The sequence below is a fragment of the Pseudomonas putida genome, from assembly GCF_050989985.1.
Lineage (GTDB): Bacteria > Pseudomonadota > Gammaproteobacteria > Pseudomonadales > Pseudomonadaceae > Aquipseudomonas > Aquipseudomonas putida_AI.
Window position 1 is genome coordinate 5,221,686 of sequence record NZ_CP158815.1, and the last position, 18,203, is coordinate 5,239,888.

Genomic DNA, 18,203 nt, shown 5'->3' on the forward strand with positions numbered 1-18,203 from the left:
AGCGTTCGCTCAAACACTACAAGGCTGAATCACTGACCTCCCCATCCACCAACCGCCGAATCCCCAGCGGGTTCGCGTTCTGCAATGCCTCAGGCAGCAATGCATCCGGATAATTCTGGAAGCACACCGGCCGCAGGAATCGATCAATGGCCAGCGAACCAACCGACGTTCCCCGCGCATCGGAGGTCGCCGGGTACGGCCCGCCGTGAACCATTGCGTCGCACACCTCGACGCCCGTCGGATAGCCGTTGAGCAGGATCCGCCCGACCTTTTCCTGCAGCATCTCCGCCAGCCAGCGGTACTCCAGTAATTCCTCGGATTCGCCGATCAGCGTCGCCGTCAGTTGCCCGCGCAGACCGTGCAAGGCTTCGGCAAGCTGCGCCCGATCCTCGACTTCGATGACGATGGTGGTCGGCCCGAACACTTCTTCCTGAAGCAATTCATCACCCTTGAGCAGCAGGCTGACATCGGCCTTGAACACCTGCGGCTGCGCCTGGTTACCCTGCTGCGGTTTGCCCGCCAGGTGCTTCAGGCCCGGGTGTTCGTGCAGTTCGCCCAGGCCTCGGCTGTAGCTGGCCAGTGCGCCGGCATTGAGCATGGTCTGTGCCGGTTGCTCGTTCATGTTGGCGCAAAACGCCTGCAGAAACTGGCTGAACTGCGGCGAGCGCAGGCCAATGACCAAGCCCGGGTTGGTACAGAACTGACCGCAGCCCAGCGTCACCGAACCGGCCAGTTGCGCCGCGACCTGCTCGCCACGAACCTTCAGCGCATCGGGCAGCAGGAACACCGGGTTGATGCTCGACATCTCGGCAAAGACCGGTATCGGCTGCGCCCGTGTCGCGGCGATATGGCTCAGGGCATTGCCGCCCTTGAGTGAACCGGTGAAGCCCACCGCCTGGATGACCGGGTGCTTGACCAGCCACTCACCCACACCGCTGCCATAAATCATGTTGAACACGCCCGCCGGCATCCCGGTGCGTTCGGCAGCGCGAATGATCGCGTCGGCGACCCATTCGGCGGTCGCCATGTGCCCGCTGTGGGCCTTGAACACCACGGGGCAACCCGCGGCCAGCGCCGACGCCGTATCCCCACCGGCGGTGGAAAAGGCCAGGGGAAAGTTGCTGGCGCCGAACACCGCTACCGGCCCCAGGGCGATACGGTACTGACGCAGATCCGGGCGTGGCAATGGCTGGCGATCGGGCAAGGCGCGGTCGATCCGCGCGCCGTAAAAATCGCCCCGCCGCAGCACCCTGGCGAACAGCCGTAACTGACCGCTGGTGCGGCCGCGCTCGCCTTGAATGCGCCCCGCCGGCAGCGCGGTTTCACGGCACACGGTGGCGACAAAATCATCGCCCAGTGCGTCGATTTCATCGGCGATGGCGTCGAGGAAGGTCGCACGTTTTTCCGCACTCAGGTTGCGAAAGATCGGGTAGGCCACGGCGGCGGCCTTGGCAGCGGCGTCCACTTCGGCTTCGCTGGCCTGGAAGAACCGCGCCGGCAAGGGTTCGCCAGTGGTGGCGTCGAGGCTTTGCAGCTGCAAGGTGCCGTTGGCGCTGCGACGCCCGCCGATGTAGTTGTGTCCCAGAATCGTGGTCATGAGCGTTTCCTCTGGCAGATTCAAAGCGCGCGCACCTGGCCGATGGGCAGGGGCTGGGCGCTTTCACCGATACCGTTGACCAAAGGTGCGCCGAACTCCTGGAGGCTGATCTGGAAACGGTCCCCCGGCTGGGTCTTCACCCCGTCGGCGAACGACAGCGTGGCGGTGCCGAAGTAATGCACATGGACATCGCCGGGACGCAGGAACTGCGCGTACTTGAAGTGATGGAATTCCAGATTGGCGAGGCTGTGGCACATGTTGTCCTCGCCGCTGAGAAACTCCTTCTCCCAAATGGTCTGGCCGTCGCGCTTGATGCGGCTGGTGCCGACCAGATGCCGGGGCAATTCGCCGACCCGCAATTCCGGGCCGTAGGAGCAGCTGCGCAGTTTCGAGTGGGCCAGGTACAGGTAGTTGCGCCGCTCCATGACATGGTCGGAAAACTCGTTGCCCAGCGCATAGCCGAGGCGATAGGGCTGGCCGTCGTCGCCGATCACATAGAGCCCGGTCAGCTCCGGCTCTTCACCGGCATCCTCGGCAAACGGCGGCACCGGGAAGTCGGCGCCCGGACGCACGACAATGCTGCCGTCGCCCTTGTAGAACCACTCCGGTTGCGCACCGACCTGGCCCTGCGCCGGTTTGCCGCCTTCCAGACCCCATTTGAAGATGCGCATGGTGTCGGTCATCCCGGCTTCGATCGCACCTTCCTGCTGGTGCATCTTGTCCCGCGTCGAGGCGCTGCCCAGGTGGGTCAGGCCGGTGCCGCTGATCAGACAATGCGCAGGGTCCTCATGGTCCAGCGGCGGCAGCACCCGGCCCTCATGCAACAACTGCGCGTAGTCCAGGCTCGCTTCGCTGCCGCGCAAAATGACTTCTTCTGAAAGGCCGTGCCGGGCGCGGATCGCCGCGAGTGCCAGTTCGCGGGTGCTGCGAGTGTCTTTGAGCACCTGTACCTGTGAGCCATCGACAACGCCCACCTGGCGTTGGCCATTACTGTTTTCGAATTGAATCAGGCGCATGTCGGCCTCCGCAAAGTCGTGGATGGCGCCGCCCGTGAGCGGCGCTGCAAGGTCACTCGATGATGTTGAAGTCGCTCAGGTATTCATCGGAGATTTCCAGGCCCAGACCCGGCTTGTTGTCGTCGAGCTGGATGTAGCCGTTGACTGGCTGCGGCTCGCCCTTGAACACGTAGTAGAAGAGTTCGTTGCCGACTTCGACGTCGAACACCGGGAAGAACTCGGCCATCGGCGAGGCGGTGGTGGACATGGTCAGGTGGTAGTTGTGCATCTGCCCGGCGTGGGGAATCACCGGTACCGACCAGGCTTCGGCCATGGCGTTGATCTTGCGCGCGGCGGTGATGCCGCCAACGCGGTTGGTGTCGTACTGGATCACGTCGACGGCGCGGCGCTCCAGCAGGTCCTTGAAGCCGTAGGAAGTGAATTCGTGCTCGCCGCCGGAGATCGGCATGATCCCCATTTTTTTCAGCTCGATGTAGCCCTCGATGTCGTCGGCGATCACCGGCTCTTCCAGCCAGCGCGGTTCGAACTCGGCCAGTTTCGGCAACATGCGCCGGGCGTATTCCAGGGTCCAGCCCATGTAGCACTCGAGCATGATGTCGACGTCGGGGCCGGCCAGCTCACGCAGGGCGCGCACCTGTTCGATGTTGCGGCGCATGCCCGCCGGGCCGTCTTTCGGGCCGTAGCCGAAACGCATTTTCAGCGCAGTGAAACCCTGGCTCAGATAGCCCTGGGCTTCTTCGAGGAACAGGTCGAGGTTGTCGTTGGCATAGAGCTTGGAAGCGTAGGTCCAGATCTTTTCCTTGGTGCGTCCGCCCAGCAGCTTGAACACCGGCTTGTTCACCGCCTTGCCCATGATGTCCCAGATCGCGATGTCGATCGCCGAGATCGCCGCCATGCCGATGCCCTTGCGGCCCCAGGCGTGGCTCTGGCGGTACATTTTCTGCCAGATGTATTCGTTGTCGAACGGGTCTTCGCCGATGGCGATCGGCGCCAGATAAGTGTCGATGATTTCCTTGGCCACGCGAGGCGCCAGGGCACAGTTACCGATACCGACGAGGCCGGTGTCGGTCTCAACTTCCACCACCAGCCAGCCGTGGAAACGGAACGAGCCCATGGCATCGCCGCGTTCGAACAGGATGTCGCTGGCGTTGGTGCAGAAGTGCGCCTGAGGGGGAACGACTTTGCCTTTCCACTCGAAAACGCGGGTACGGATCGCTTTGATTTTCATGAATACAGTTCCTTGCTGGCGCTTCTTGTAATTGTTGAGTCGTGTGCGCGAAACCGCCTGGTTGGCGGCCTCCGGCATTCGATGGAGCGACTTTAGCCAGCGCCCGGGGACTGCGGATAATCACTTATGCGTATCCGGCGATAACCTGGGGTGATACCGAAAAGCGATTATTGGGTGGATCGAGTTATCGGCCCGAAAACAACTGTGGGAGCGAGTTTGCTCGCGATTGCAATCGGACATTCACCATCAAGGTGTCTGTGCTGACGCAATCGCGGGCAAGCCCGCTCCCACAGTGATTTGGGGTGTTGCAGGGATTTGTGATCAGTACAAAGAAATGTGGGAGCGAGCCTGCTCGCGATAGCGGTATGACAGTCACTGCAATAGTGTCTGGCAGGCCGTCATCGCGAGCAGGCTCGCTCCCACAGTGATTGGGGGTGTGGCAGGGTTTTGTGATCAGCACAAAGAAATGTGGGAGCGAGCCTGCTCGCGATAGCGGTATGACAGTCACTGCAATGGTGTCTGGCAAGCCGTCATCGCGAGCAGGCTCGCTCCCACAGTGATTGGGGGTGTTGCAGGGTTTTGTGATCAGTACAAAGAAATGTGGGAGCGAGCCTGCTCGCGATAGCGGTATGACAGTCACTGCAATGGTGTCTGGCAGGCCGTCATCGCGAGCAGGCTCGCTCCCACAGGGGTACTGCGTTTAGTAGCTGTTAGCCCCCATCCGGCAGGCGATTTCGAATGCCTGGCGTGTTGCGCCGACGTTGGCCTTGCCCTGCCCCGCGATGTCGAATGCGGTGCCGTGGGCCGGGGTGGTGATCGGGATTGGCAGGCCGCCCTGCACGGTGACGCCACGGGAGAAGCCCATCAACTTGATCGCGATCTGTCCCTGGTCGTGATACATGGTCACCACCGCGTCGAAGGCACTGGCATCGCCTTGGACCTTGAGGAAAATCGTGTCCCCCGGATACGGCCCTTCGGCGGCAATTCCCTGCGCTTGAGCCGTGCGTACTGCGGGGCCGATGATGTCCAGTTCTTCGCGTCCGAACGAGCCGTTGTCGCCGTTGTGCGGGTTCAGGCCACAGACGCCGATGCGCGGTTTTTCCAGGCCGCTGCGCTTGAGCGCGGTGTCGATCAGTTGAATCGCTTCCACCACCCGCTGTTCACTCAACAGGCCCGAGACCTCGGACAGCGCCACGTGGGACGTCACCCGTGAAGTCCAGAGGTTGTCGAGCACGTTGAACTCGCAGAACGGGCCGTGGAAATCCAGCAGCTCGGCGAACCAGTGCAGCTCGTCGTTGTGGGCCATGCCCGCCATGTGCAGCGAAGTCTTGTTCAGCGGGCCGAACAGCACCGCATCGGTGATCCCGGCCTCGGTCAGGCGCAGGGCTTTTTCCAGGGTGTCGAGGCTGTAGCGACCACCAATCACACTGGCTTCGCTGCGCGGGAATTCGCCGACGGCATCACCGCGAAAATCGTAGAACAGCGGCGTGTCGTCGACGAACGACAGCTGCTCCAGCGACGCCACCTGGCGATAGGGAAATTGCACACCGGCGATGTCCATGCCGCGGCGCATTTCCGCCTCGTCGGCGATCAGAATCACCTGCGCCTGGCTGCGCACCTGTGGCTCGGCGAGCAGGCGGGCGATCAGCTCAGGGCCGATGCCTGCCGGGTCCCCCAGGACCATCGCGATGGTTGTCTTGTTCATGCTTCACTCCTCAAGGGTTCAGGCCGCGCCCGGTCGATGGCGCAAGGCTCGCAGCGATAGACCCGCTGCGCGTTGCTGTAGAACAGTCGCTCCTGATCGGCCACTGGCAGATCGGCGACGATGGATTTGAAACCGCTGTAGATGTCATCGAAGGAGCCGCACAGGCTGTCCACCGGAAAGTTGCTGGCGAACATCACCCGGGGGCTGCCGAACATGGCGATCACTTCCCGCACGATCCAGGCGTTGTCGATGGCACGCCATGCGCGACCGGCCTGGCCGAGGCCGGAAATCTTCACCTGCACGTTCGGCCACTCGGCCAGCCGCGACATTGCCAGGCGCCAGCCGGCCAGGCCTTCGGCGCTGCGATCGCTGGGCAGGCCGGCGTGGTTGAGGATCAGCGTGGTGCCGGGGAAGTCCCGGGCCAGCCGTTCGGCTTCGTGCAGGTTCCACCAGGGCGTCTGCAAATCGAAATGCAGGCCCAGGCCTTGCAGCGCTGCATAGCTGCGGCGCCAGTGTTCATTGCTCATCAGGGTGCGCACATGGCCAACCTCAGCCGGCCTTGTCGGGCCACCGGGTTTGTGCCGCACGCTGCGCACACACTTGAATGCGGCCTGCTCGGCGAGCACCGCGATGGCGTCCGGATGATCGAGCCAGGCCTGGGCGACGATGGCGTTGGGCACGCCATAACGGGCGGCCAGTTGCTCGATGAAACGGGTTTCGCCAATCGGGTCCTGCGGGTCCCACTCGGTCTCGATGTACACCGTTTGCACGACGTTGTGGGGACCGGCATCGGCGAAATAATCTTCGGGAAAATAACGACGCTTGATCGCACTGTAATCGCCGTAGCGGAACGGGATGTTTGCCTCTGGCGCGAGCCACGGATGGTGATTGACCGTCGGATCCCAGAAGTGATGATGGGCGTCGATGATCGGGCCTTTCCAAAGGCTTCGGGACGAAGACTCAGGCATGACGCACCTCATCCAGGCTGATGAACAGGGTGGCGAGCACGAACACTGCCGAACACACCGCGAAGAAACCCAGTACCGGGGCGAAGCCACCGCTCATTTGCACGATCACGCCCACCAGGATCGGCACCGCGATACCACCGGTGCTGCCGGCCATGTTCATGACGCCGCCAATCAGGCCGACCCGCGCCGGGGCCGCCAGCAACGCCGGGAAGCTCCAGTAGAGACTGCCCCACATCAGGAAAAACGCGGTCAGGGCCAACAGCGCCACGGCGGCATAGGGATCGCTCAGGGTCGGCAACAGCAGGAAGGCGCCGAGGGCCACCAGGCCGGAGAACGCCAGCAGGCTCTTGACCGCCACCCCGCGCCGCACGCCTTTGCGGATCAAGCCATCGCAGAGAAAACCGCCGGTCAGCGAGCCCAGGGCGCCGCAGATGAAAATCACGAAAGTCGCTGCGCCAATGCCCTTGATATCAAAGCCGCGTGCCTGGGACAGATAACTCGGCCCCCAGGTCAGCAGACCGAAATACACCATGGCCCAGCTGGCCCGTCCGATCAGCAGGCCGCTCAGGGAACGAATGGCGATACCCAAACCCTTCACTGGCGCACGGGCAGCTTCGGCGGCCGGCGTGGCGCGCCCGGCGTTGATCTTTTCCAGTTCCAGCGCATTGACCTGCGGGTGGCTGTTGGGGTCATCACGCAGATAGCGCCACGCCAGCCAGGCCAGCGCCAGGGTCGCGACGCCGGCAATCACGAACGCCAGGCGCCAGGAGTCGAGCGAGGCAATCAGAAAGGCGATGATCAACCCGCCCAGTGCCACGCCCAGCGGGCTGCCGCTGTCCATCAGCACCGCGCCGCGACTGCGCTCGCTGGGCGCCAGCCACAGGGAAATCAGTTTGCCGCCGGAAGGGAACAACGGCGCCTCCGAGGCCCCCAGCGCCACGCGGGCAAACAGCAGCGACAGGCCACCGGTGGCAAAGGCCGCCAGCACCTGGAACGTGCCCCACAATCCGGTGGACCACCCGATCACCCGATGCGGGCCGTAGCGATCGATCAACCAGCCACCGGGAATCTGCAACAACGCGTAGGCCCAGAAAAAGCTGCTGAGGATCAGCCCTTGCATGCTCGGTGACAGGGAAAACTCGTGGGCGATGGTGGGCATGGCGATGGACAACGACACACGGTCGATGAGGTTGACCATGGTCAGCGCAAAGATGATCGCGAAGATCCGCCAGCGCACATTGCTGGCCTTGAGGGTGGCGGCCTGCGGGGTTGCTGCGGCGGCGGACGGAGCGGTGGCGCCGGGCAACTGCAGGGAAGCACTGGGACGAGCCATGGTGCGTACCTCTTTTATTATTTTTGTCGGGGACAACATTGCCGCCGCTTTCTGTAGGAGCGAGCTTGCTCGCGATGAACCTGAGAGCACCACGGAGTGTCAGGCACCCCATGTCATCGTTAACGACCATCGCGAGCAAGCTCGCTCCTACAGTGGAAAGCGGTGTTGGTGAGCACTATCGAAGGCCCAGCGATAACCGTCTAATCAAACCTGGAAATACGGCGATAGCCTCAAGTTATGGCATGCCCCGCTTTCACTGGGCTTTCAGCTCGCAAGCACTGTTTCCACTTATTACGGAAACTGCTCTATTCCGGGCCATTGCTCAAGCACTTCGGCCTTTGCACCCGCCAGCTATAACCCCTGGCTATCGGTGTATGTATTGTTTTGAGTAGACGCGGCGACACGACGTTCCCACACTCGGGCCAGGCTTGCGGCTTTCGCGCTGCGACAAGCCACTCATAACAATTACAAAAAACACAAAAACGAGGCCATTCCATCATGCGAAATGCATTCGTCCGTCGCACTTCCCGTCTGTTTCTTGGCTGCACCCTGCTCACCGCAGGCGCCCTCCCCACCCTCGCCCAGGCTGCCTGGCAGCCCGACAAGAACGTCGAGATCGTCGTCGCCGGCGGCCCTGGTGGCGGTACCGACCAGCTAGGGCGCCTGATCCAGTCGATCATCACCACCCACAAGCTGCTCGATGTGAACACCATCGTCCTCAACAAGGGCGGTGGCAATGGCGCCGAAGCATTCCTCGACATGAAGATGAACAAGGGCGATGCCGAGAAACTGGTGATCGGCACCAACAACATCTACCTGTTGCCGCTGGTGTCCAAGCTCGGCTACCAATGGCAGGAACTGACGCCGATTGCTGCCGTGGCCGAGGATGACTTCATTCTCTGGAGCTACAAGGGCGCGCCCTGGAAAGACGCGAAAGGTTTCTACGACGCGGTCAAGGCCGACCCTTCGAACCTGCGCATGGGCGGCAGCCAGTCCAAGGATGTCGACCAGACCCTGACCCTGCTGTTGAACCAGACCAACAACAGCAAACTGGTGTACATCCCCTTCAAGAGCGGCAGCGAGGCCGCCACGCAGCTGGCCGGCAAACACATCGCCGCCAACGTCAACAATCCCAGCGAAAGCATCAGCCAATGGCGCGGCGATCAGGTCGAACCGCTGTGCGTGTTCAGCAAGGAGCGCATGGCCTACACCGACAAAGTCGCCGGCGATAAATCCTGGGCCGACGTACCCACCTGCCATGAGCAGGGCCTGGGCATCGATCAGTACCGCTTCCCGCGCACCGTGTTCATGCCCGGCGATATCAGCGCCGAGCAGCGCGCGTTCTATGTCGAGCTGATGCGCAAAGTCACCGAGACTCCGGAGTTCAAGGCCTACGTCAAGCAGAACGCTTTGGTGCCGACCTTCCTCGAAGGCGAGCCACTGACCGCCTACATCGAAAATGACACCGCCCGTGTCACGCCGGTGTTCAAGGAAGCCGGCTGGCTGAAAAACTAAAGTTGCCGCGGCCGCTCACCCACGGGCGGCCGTCACCTGCTGGAGACGTTTTCATGTCCCATTCTTCGGATTCACCGGCGCTGGTCGGCACCCGTTGGGTCGAACTCTGCCTGGCATTGTTCACCACCCTGCTGGGTCTGGTGGTGATGTTCGGCAGTTACGAACAAGGTATCGGCTGGGGCGACGCCGGCCCCGAGCCGGGTTATTTCCCCTTCTACATCGGCCTGCTGTTGAGCGCCGCCAGCATCGCCAATGGCGTATTGGCCCTGGTGCGCTGGCAGGCCCTGAGCGTGGCATTCGTCAGCCGCGGCGCGTTCCGGCAAGTGATGTCGGTGTTCGTGCCGATTGCCCTGTTCGTCGGCGCCATGCCGTTCACCGGCATCTACCTGGCATCTGTCGTGTTCATCGCCTGGTTCATGTGGCGTGACACCGTGCGCGCCAAACCCTATGGCAAGTGGATGATCGCCAGCGTGTCCCTCGGCGCGGCACTGTTCAGCTATCTGGTGTTCGCGCTGTGGTTCAAGGTCCCGCTGGATGCAGGTCCCCTGGGCGACTTGGTTGCCCTGCTCGGGAGACATTTCAAATGAGCGAATTCGATTCCCTGCTGCAAGGCATGAACCTGATCCTGACCCCGGGCCACATCGGTCTGATGGTGGTCGGCGTGCTGCTGGGCATTCTGGTCGGCGTGTTGCCCGGCCTCGGCGCCCCCAATGGCGTGGCGTTGCTGCTGCCGCTGACGTTCACCATGTCGCCGGTGTCGGCGATCATTTTGCTGTCGTGCATGTATTGGGGGGCGTTGTTCGGCGGTTCGATCACCTCGATTCTGTTCAACATTCCCGGTGAACCTTCATCGGTGGCGACCACCTTCGACGGCTACCCGATGGCCCGTGAAGGCCGCGCCGCCGAGGCCCTTACTGCCGCCTTCAGTTCGGCGCTGATCGGAGCCCTGTGCGGCGTATTGCTGCTGACGTTCCTGTCGACACGGATTGCCGAATTCGCCATGTCCTTCAGTTCGCCGGAGTTCTTCGCGGTGTACCTATTGGCGTTCTGCACCTTCATCGGCATGAGCAAGAACCCGCCGCTGAAAACCTTGGTGGCGATGATGATCGGCTTCGCCATGGCGGCGGTCGGCATGGACACCGTGTCCGGCAACCTGCGCCTGACCTTCGACCAGCCTGTGCTGATGACCGGCATCAGCTTCGAAGTGGCGGTGATCGGTCTGTTCGGCATCGGCGAAATCCTCTGCACCGTGGAGGAAGGCCTGGTGTTCCGTGGCGAACATGCGCGCATCACGCCGATGGTGATTCTGCGCACCTGGGCGAAGTTGCCCCGCTACTGGTGGACGATCGTGCGCAGCACGCTGGTCGGTTGCTGGATGGGCATCACCCCCGGCGGGCCGACGGCGGCCTCGTTCATGAGCTACAGCCTGGCCCGGCGCTTCTCGAAGAACCGCGACAACTTCGGCAAGGGCGAAGTCGAAGGGGTGATCGCCCCGGAAACCGCCGACCATGCCGCCGGTACCAGCGCCCTGCTGCCGATGCTGACCCTGGGCATTCCCGGTTCGGCCACGGCAGCGGTGATGCTCGGCGGCCTGATGATCTGGGGATTGCATCCCGGCCCGACGCTGTTCGTCGAGCAGCATGATTTTGTCTGGGGGCTGATTGCGAGCATGTACCTGGGCAACGTGGTGAGCCTGATCGTGGTGCTGGCCACCGTGCCGTTGTTCGCCTCGATCCTGCGCATTCCGTTCTCGATCATCGCGCCGATCATCATCATGATCTGCGCCATCGGTGCCTACTCGGTGCACAACTCGTTCTTCGACGTGGTGCTGATGCTGGGCTTCGGTGCGCTGGGTTATCTGTTCAAGAAGCTTGGCTACCCGATTGCGCCACTGGTGCTGGCGGCGGTGCTGGGAGACAAGGCGGAAGATGCGTTCCGCCAGTCGATGCTGTTTTCGGATGGGCAACTGGGAATCTTCTGGTCCAACCCATTGGTGGGCAGCCTGACCACGGCAGCCCTGCTGATGCTGTTCTGGCCGCTGATTTCCAAGGCGCTGCAGGGCCTGATGGCCTTGCGCAAATCCCCTGCCGCCAAGGCAAAATCGGTGCTGTGATACAGCAATGCTGGCAACGCCTGACATTTGTTGTCAGGCTTGCCGCAGTCTTTTTTGCGAGCGCGGCCCATGACCCGAATTCCTGTAGCCAATGTGATCCACAGTCGACTGCGTCTGCGCCAACTGCGCCTGATGCTGGCGTTACAGGAATTCGGTTCGTTGCGCCGCGCCGCCGACCATATCGGCATGACCCAGCCGGCAGCGACCAAGATGCTGCACGAAGCCGAGGACCTGCTCGGTGTCGAACTCTTCGAACGCCTGCCCCGGGGCATGCGCTCGACCCCGTTCGGGGAAACCGTCATCTACTACGCGCGCATGGTCTTTGCCGAACTCAGCGGCATGCGCGAGGAACTGGTGGCGCTGGAATCGGGCAACCTTGGCCGGGTCGCCGTCGGGGCCATTCCGGCGCTGGCGTCGGGCTTGCTGACTCGTACCATCGCGACCTTGAAACAGAGCCATCCGCGGCTCTCCATGAGCATTCAGGTCGACACCAGCGACGTGCTGGTGCAGGCGCTGTTGCAGGATCAACTGGACGTGGTGCTCGGGCGCATCCCGGTCGGGGCGCGGGCCGAAGAATTGCTCTTCGACAGCCTGGGTGAAGAAGCCCTGTGCGTGATTTGCGGCGCGCAGAATCCACTGGCAAAGGAGACCCAACTGAGCTGGGCCGAATTGCAGAACCAGACCTGGGTGCTGCAACAACATCCAAGCCCGATGCGCGCGATCATCAACCAGGTGTTTCACAATGCCCGGGTCGACATCCCCAGCAGCATCGTCGAAACCACCTCGATCATGACCCTGCTCTCGTTGATCCAGCAGACCGACATGCTTGGCGTGACGCCGGTGTCGGTAGTGGAGGATTACCCTGGCCGCGACTTGCTGGCGGTGTTGCCCATCAAATTCGAAGCACGACTGCCGCCCTATGGCTTGATCACCCGGCGCCATCGCATTCAATCGTCGGCGATGCAGGCGTTCATGCATTCGGTGCGGGCCGAGCATGCACAAGCCTGAACTGTAGGAGCGAGCCTGCTCGCGATGGACGTCAACGATAACGCGTGCTGTCTGAATCACCGCGTTGTCTGGGCGTTTTTCGCGAGCAGGCTCGCTCCTACACATTCACGCTGCTTTACGGAACACGAAGACCAGGCCGACGATGATCAGCACCATCCCCAGCAGACTCAAGGCCGCCAGTTTGTTGCCGAAAATCAGGTAGTCCATCACAGCGGTCACCGCGGGTACCAGGTAAAACAGGCTGGTGACATTCACCAGATTGCCCCGGGCGATCAGGCGATACAGCAGCAAGGTCGCCAGCACCGACACCACCAGCCCCATCCACAACACCGGCACGATAAACCCGCTGGTGTGTTCGAAATGAAACGGCTGGAACGGCACGAATATCCCGCACAACAGCAGTCCCGCGAGGTACTGCACCGGCAGCGTGCCGAGCGGATTTTCAGTGATGCGCTTTTGCATGATCGAACCGAACGTCATGCTCGCCAGCGCCAGCAGGCCGAACAGCATCCCGGCCAATGACATGCCCGCCAGACCGATGCCCTGATAAACCACCATGATCAACCCAGCCAGCCCCAGGCACAGCCCGAACATCCGGCTGGCCGAGCGCTGGCGCTCCATGATCACCACCGTGAGAATCGGCTGAACCCCCATGATCGTCGCCATCACCCCCGGTGTGACTTTCAGGTCCAGGGCCAGCAGATAGAAAATCTGATACGCCCCCAACAACACCACGCCGGTGGCCATCGCGTACTGCATCGGTTTTCCACCCTTGGGCAACTTCAGCTTGAGCAAAGGCACCAGCAGCAACAGCCCGCACAGGGCGATGACGAAACGAAACAGCAAAAAGGCAAAGGGTGACGCGTGGGCCAGGCCCCATTTGGAAAAGATCGCGCCACTGCTCCACAGCAGGACGAACAGGCTCGTGGAAGCCGCCGCGAGCGCGGACTTTCGAGAAAAAGCAAACATGAATACCACCTGTAGTCAGGCAAAAAGCCAACTCAGCCGAAGCTGAAATTCAGTCGTTTTTTTGGCGGGCGGCAGGGGTCAGCAGAAAACGCCGATCAGCCCCGAATGCCAACACCTGGCGGTGAAACCACCGCGCACACTGGGGTGCGACTGACAGGAGGGGGGTAATGACTGATCTGCACAGGCTGCTGATTCCCGCACGGCACGACGCCAGCGTTGACCGCTGAATCGACTACCGCGTTGATGAGGGATGCAGGCATTGTGCTGATCTTTTTTGATGAGATGGACGGTGACATGGAAGTACCGAGCGCCGACTATAACCAGCGCTGGACATGAATTGCAATAAGTCGCGACATGGATTTACGGCAGTTCGGCTTCCCGGACCACGTCGCGCAAAATCCCTTCCATTTTGCTTTGCGAGGCACTTGCCGAGTAGAACTCACGTACGTAAGCCAACGCATTGCTTCCCATGTTCGCGGCGCCCTCCGGGTCGGCGCACAGTTCGAGGATGGACCGGACAAGCGCCTGATCATCATCGGGAGAGAAAACCAATCCGGCTCCCGCCATTGTCATGATCCGCTGCGCCTCACCACGAATACCGCAGATGACAGGCTTGGAACACGCCATGTAATCCAGCAACTTCGTTGGAATGGCACCTTCGAACAGGGGGATGTCTTGCAGTGTCACCAGGCAGATATCCGCAGCATTGAGGTAGGCGTTGGCTTCGTGCTTGGGCACCGGATCGAGAAACAGAACGTTATCCAGCTCCATGGCTTGCGCCATCGCCTTCAGGGATCGGCTCATCATCCCGTCGCCGACAAGTACAAACAGCACCTGAGGCTCACACAACAGGGCCTGGGCAGCCCTGAGCACGACAGCGATGTTGTTGGCCTCCCCTAGCGCACCGAAGTACATGACGACCTTTCGATGTTCCCAGTCCATGCTTTTCCGGGTTTGCAGGCGCAGCGCCTCATCGGGGCGCAGCAGGTCGAAATTGACCCCACAGGTCACCAACTCCACCTTGTCATGCTGCCACCCGCGATCACGGATGTTCACCTGAATACCCTCGGTCAGGGCGACGATACGTCGGGATTTGTCATACAGCACCCGCTCGATCCAGCTCATGATCCGGATCAGATGGCGATTGTGCAGGATCCCCATCTGAACGGCAGACTCGGGCCAGATATCGCGCACTTCGAGCACCATGGGTATGCGACGCAACTTGCACACCAGCCAGACGGAGAACATAGGGAAAATTGGAGGCGAAGACGCGATGACCACGTCCGGACGGCTCATGAATAACAGCCCCAAGGGACAGGTCAGGGAGAAGGACAGAAAACTCAGCAACCGCCCCAGGTAACTTTTGTGGAGTTCCGAGTAGGTGTAGGTGCGCACGACGTTTACCGGCCCGTCCAACTCTCTGCGCATGAGCCGCTTGTACCATGGAAGCGTAATCGCTTCGCGGCGCATGTACCCGGTCTCGCCTGTGACCACAGTCACCTCATGGCCGCGCCGGGCCAGGAACTGAGTCAGTTCATAAACCAGCGAGTGCCCGGGAGCCCCATGCCCCTGGTAGTACTGGTAAACCATGCAAATCTTCATCGAAAACGCTCATACAGTGCTTGCAGCCGTGCACCTTCAACTTGCCAATTAACCTGTTGACGCACCCTTGAAAGGGTCTCGCGCCACAGCTGCAACTGCCCATAATCCTTGAAAAAACTGTCGATGCTGTTTGCCATCGACGGGACACTCGACAAATCCGCCACCCGCCCAATCTCATTGCCACTGACAATGCGCCGCAACTCAGGCAGGTCGCTGGCCAGAATCGGCAGCCCAGCCGCGATGAACTCGAACAGTTTGTTGGGCGTGCAATAAAAGTTGTTCAGGCAGATCGCCTGGTAAGGAATAACGCCGGCATCCGCGGCAGCCGTGATCTCAAGCAAGTCCCGCTGAGGTACGGCGGGATGCAGGAACACTCGCTTCTCCAGCCCCAGGCGTTTGACCTGGGTTCTGAGTGCCTCGCCCAACTGACCGTCTCCCAGCAGCACCAGATGCACCGTCTGGCATTTAACCAGTGCCATGGCATCGATCAGCTGCGGCAAATGACGGCCTGCCGACAAGCCCCCCTGGAACAGCAGGATTGCGTGGCTGCGATCAATGGCAAAGCGGTCATGCAGGTACCACGAGCGTGGCGCTGACGGCAGCGCTCGCTCGGCGTTGTGAATCACCTGAACCTCATCCAGGTGATAGCGTCGCTCCAGTTCCCTGGCGATCGACGGGTTGACGGTGATCACCAAATCGCAGGCGCCGATGTGTCGCTGCTCGATCACGGCCCAATTGCGCCCCTGAGCCCGGCTGAACTCCTGTTCGCAATACAGCTCGTGACTGTCGTACACCAGGCTAGCGGAGAACTCGGCGGCCAGCGCCCGCCCCACGGCCAGCATCGGCAAATCGTGGGCTACCACCACGTCAGCCCGCATCTGCCGGGCCTCGTCGAGAAACAGGCGCAGATAGAACCGCTCCTGGTCGACCAAAAAGCGCCAGGCCATTGCCTTGAGAACACGCATGACGCCGCCATTCATACTCAAATAGCGACGTACAAACCGATATGCCGACAACACCCGGTTCTCGCGCGTCGCCGTTTGCGAGGCACCCTGCCCGACACGAGAAACCCGGGGATCATCGTTGGCCGGCTCATCCAGCGGCATCGCCAGAATGCGCACTTGCCAACCCGCCTCCTCCAGGCTGTCCGCCTGCAGGAGAATGCGTCGATCAATCTGCCGATCATTGCAAAGCATGAGAATCGAACGGTTGGCAACAGAGCCTTCAACGGGCATTAAGCGCAACATCCCCGTCGATAAAGTTGCGATGCCAAAGTTCGAGGCACAGCAAGCCCCAGACCACACGACCGAACTCACGCTCGCTGTCGAGTGCCTTCTCTACCGCTTCAACGTTGTACAAACCGCGCTGACGCGCCCGGTCAGACAGGAGCGTATCGCGCACGAAGTCGCGAGCTACACCCTTGGTCCATGCAGCCAATGGCGTAGGGAAACCCATTTTGTCCTTGCGCTCGAAGATCTGCTCCGGAACGATGTTGCGCACAGATTCCTTGAACAGATGCTTCATGCGTCCGCCGGCGAATTTGATATTCGGCGGAACACGCGCCATGAACTCGACGATACGGTGATCAAGCAAAGGAACTCGCGACTCGATAGAGGCCGCCATGCTGGTGCGATCTTCAACGTGCAGCAGCGCCGGCATGGAGCCCTTGAGGTCAAAGTAGGTCATTTGGTTGACCAGCGAATGCAGCCCTTCGCGATTGAAGATCTTCTGGTAGGCCTCGAACGGCGAATAATCCTTGTCGAAGGCCCCTTGGTTGAACAGGTGCGACATGCCTTCGCTGCGGTCGATGAGGCGGAAGTAACGCTGATCGGCCGACGAGAACAAGCCTTCGCGCCACAGCCCCTGAAGCATCGGCTGATACGTCTTGAGCAGCGGCAAGTTGGGGATGATGGACTCCAGCGACACCGCGTAACGATGCTGATTCGACGTTTCGTTGATCGCCCCGGACAAGCATTTTTCGAGGTAGGCGGCCATGTAGCGGGCGTAGCCGACGAACAGCTCGTCACCGCCCTGCCCGCCCAGCACGACCTTCACTTGCTCACCCGCCAGACGCGACACGTAGTATTGCGGGATGACACCTGGACCCGCCAATGGCTCGTCCATGTAGTGCATCAGCTTGGGCAGCATATCGGGCAGTTCATTGCCCGGAATGAAGATCTCGTTGTATTGGGTGCCGGCGAAGGCAGACACCACTTTGGCGTGCCCCGTTTCGTCGAACTGCGGGCCCTCGCGGAAGGCTCCGGTGAAGGTTTTCAGTTGCTCGCCGCCCAGCATTCTGGACGCCAGGCAAACCACGGAGCTGGAATCCAGGCCACCTGACAGGTGCGCCCCCAATGGAACGTCCGAACGCAAGTGCATGCGCACGGAGTCCTCGATCAACGCCGCCAGGTTATCGATGAAGTAACGCTCATCGTGGCTTTCATCGATATCGAATTCCAGGTCCCAGTACTGCCGCGTCTTGACCTTGAGCTGGTCACCCTCGTACCAGGCATTGAGGTGATGACCTGGTTCCAGTTTTTGTACGCCTTTGAACAGCGTTTTTTCATTGAGGCAGAACTGGAATGTCAGGTAATCCTGAAGGCCGTTGGCGTTCGATTCGGCCTTCACACTGCCGTCGGCAAACAACGCCTTGATCTCGGAGGCGAAACTTAATTTGCGACCATCGAAGTGGTAATAGAACGGCTTGATGCCAATACGATCCCGGGCGCAGAACAGACGTTGTTCGGCGCGATCCCAGATCGCAAAGGCAAACATGCCCAACAGACGGTCAACACAGCGCTCGCCCCACTCGTGAAAGGCGTAGAGCAGAACTTCGGTATCCGAATAGCTGTGCAGCGGATGACCACGACCGATCAACTCACGACGCAATTCCAGATAGTTGTAGATCGCACCGTTGAAAACGATCGTGTAGCGACCGTCCTCTGTCGTCATCGGTTGCTTGCCGTGCTCCGGATCGATAATCGCCAGGCGTCGATGCCCCAACGCCACGGGACGTGCAGGGTCCAGCCAGACGCCTTCACCGTCGGGTCCGCGGTGGCTGACGGAGTCCATCATCTTCAATAAATTGGCTTGCAGTTCGGCTGGAGAACCTGCATTGGTAAGAACACCAGTAATTCCACACATCCGAA

At 61.1% G+C, this 18,203-nt stretch carries 14 protein-coding genes; 4 read left to right on the forward strand and 10 right to left on the reverse strand.

Annotated features, from left to right (window positions below):
• Positions 1-16: 16 nt before the first annotated feature.
• The 6 genes from ABTV29_RS23900 to ABTV29_RS23925 all read right to left on the reverse strand — a co-directional run bounded on the left by ABTV29_RS23900 (position 17) and on the right by ABTV29_RS23925 (position 7,847).
• Positions 17-1,597 (reverse strand): aldehyde dehydrogenase (NADP(+)), encoded by a 1,581-nt coding sequence (locus ABTV29_RS23900; protein ID WP_433767089.1) that lies wholly within the window; start codon positions 1,595-1,597, stop codon positions 17-19.
• Between the two features lie 20 nt (positions 1,598-1,617).
• A complete protein-coding gene (gene araD1, locus ABTV29_RS23905; protein WP_433767090.1) occupies positions 1,618-2,613 on the reverse strand; it encodes an AraD1 family protein in 996 nt (331 codons plus the stop codon).
• Between the two features lie 52 nt (positions 2,614-2,665).
• The gene (locus ABTV29_RS23910; RefSeq protein ID WP_015096352.1) at positions 2,666-3,841 is read right to left on the reverse strand and encodes an L-rhamnonate dehydratase; all 1,176 of its coding nucleotides are present in this window, start codon (positions 3,839-3,841) and stop codon (positions 2,666-2,668) included.
• A 700-nt stretch (positions 3,842-4,541) separates the two neighbouring features.
• Positions 4,542-5,546 (reverse strand): 4-hydroxythreonine-4-phosphate dehydrogenase PdxA, encoded by a 1,005-nt coding sequence (locus tag ABTV29_RS23915; RefSeq protein ID WP_433767091.1) that lies wholly within the window; start codon positions 5,544-5,546, stop codon positions 4,542-4,544.
• Positions 5,543-6,514: an amidohydrolase family protein gene (locus ABTV29_RS23920; RefSeq protein WP_433767092.1), complete on the reverse strand. Its 972-nt coding sequence runs from the start codon at positions 6,512-6,514 to the stop codon at positions 5,543-5,545. Before ABTV29_RS23920 ends, ABTV29_RS23915 begins: the two co-directional genes overlap by 4 nt.
• Positions 6,507-7,847, reverse strand: a complete 1,341-nt coding sequence (locus ABTV29_RS23925) for an MFS transporter (RefSeq protein ID WP_433767093.1) — start codon at positions 7,845-7,847, stop codon at positions 6,507-6,509. The genes ABTV29_RS23920 and ABTV29_RS23925 overlap by 8 nt, the downstream gene beginning before the upstream one ends.
• A 498-nt stretch (positions 7,848-8,345) precedes the next feature.
• Here ABTV29_RS23925 and ABTV29_RS23930 point away from each other — a divergent pair, with 498 nt between their 5' ends.
• The 4 genes from ABTV29_RS23930 (at position 8,346) to ABTV29_RS23945 (ending at position 12,483) form a co-directional block, all read left to right on the forward strand.
• Positions 8,346-9,362, forward strand: coding sequence for a Bug family tripartite tricarboxylate transporter substrate binding protein (locus ABTV29_RS23930; RefSeq protein WP_433767095.1), 1,017 nt, complete (start codon positions 8,346-8,348; stop codon positions 9,360-9,362).
• Positions 9,363-9,415: 53 nt separating this feature from the next.
• On the forward strand, positions 9,416-9,949 hold the full coding sequence (locus ABTV29_RS23935) for a tripartite tricarboxylate transporter TctB family protein (RefSeq protein WP_433767096.1): 534 nt from the start codon (positions 9,416-9,418) through the stop codon (positions 9,947-9,949).
• On the forward strand, positions 9,946-11,475 hold the full coding sequence (locus ABTV29_RS23940) for a tripartite tricarboxylate transporter permease (protein ID WP_433767097.1): 1,530 nt from the start codon (positions 9,946-9,948) through the stop codon (positions 11,473-11,475). The genes ABTV29_RS23935 and ABTV29_RS23940 overlap by 4 nt, the downstream gene beginning before the upstream one ends.
• Before the next feature lie 69 nt (positions 11,476-11,544).
• Positions 11,545-12,483: a LysR family transcriptional regulator gene (locus ABTV29_RS23945; RefSeq protein ID WP_433767098.1), complete on the forward strand. Its 939-nt coding sequence runs from the start codon at positions 11,545-11,547 to the stop codon at positions 12,481-12,483.
• Between the two features lie 105 nt (positions 12,484-12,588).
• On the opposite strand, the gene ABTV29_RS23950 is transcribed toward ABTV29_RS23945, so the two are convergent.
• The 4 genes from ABTV29_RS23950 to asnB all read right to left on the reverse strand — a co-directional run bounded on the left by ABTV29_RS23950 (position 12,589) and on the right by asnB (position 18,198).
• Positions 12,589-13,452 carry a DMT family transporter gene (locus tag ABTV29_RS23950; protein WP_433767099.1) on the reverse strand — a complete coding sequence of 288 codons (864 nt, stop codon included), beginning with the start codon at positions 13,450-13,452 and terminating at the stop codon, positions 12,589-12,591.
• Positions 13,453-13,812: 360 nt separating this feature from the next.
• Positions 13,813-15,042, reverse strand: a complete 1,230-nt coding sequence (locus ABTV29_RS23955; RefSeq protein ID WP_433767100.1) for a glycosyltransferase family 4 protein — start codon at positions 15,040-15,042, stop codon at positions 13,813-13,815.
• 8 nt (positions 15,043-15,050) lie between these two features.
• Entirely contained in the window at positions 15,051-16,289 is a 1,239-nt protein-coding gene (locus tag ABTV29_RS23960) for a glycosyltransferase (protein WP_433767101.1), read from the reverse strand.
• On the reverse strand, positions 16,279-18,198 hold the full coding sequence (gene asnB / locus ABTV29_RS23965) for an asparagine synthase (glutamine-hydrolyzing) (protein WP_433767102.1): 1,920 nt from the start codon (positions 18,196-18,198) through the stop codon (positions 16,279-16,281). The genes ABTV29_RS23960 and asnB overlap by 11 nt, the downstream gene beginning before the upstream one ends.
• Positions 18,199-18,203 lie beyond the last annotated feature (5 nt).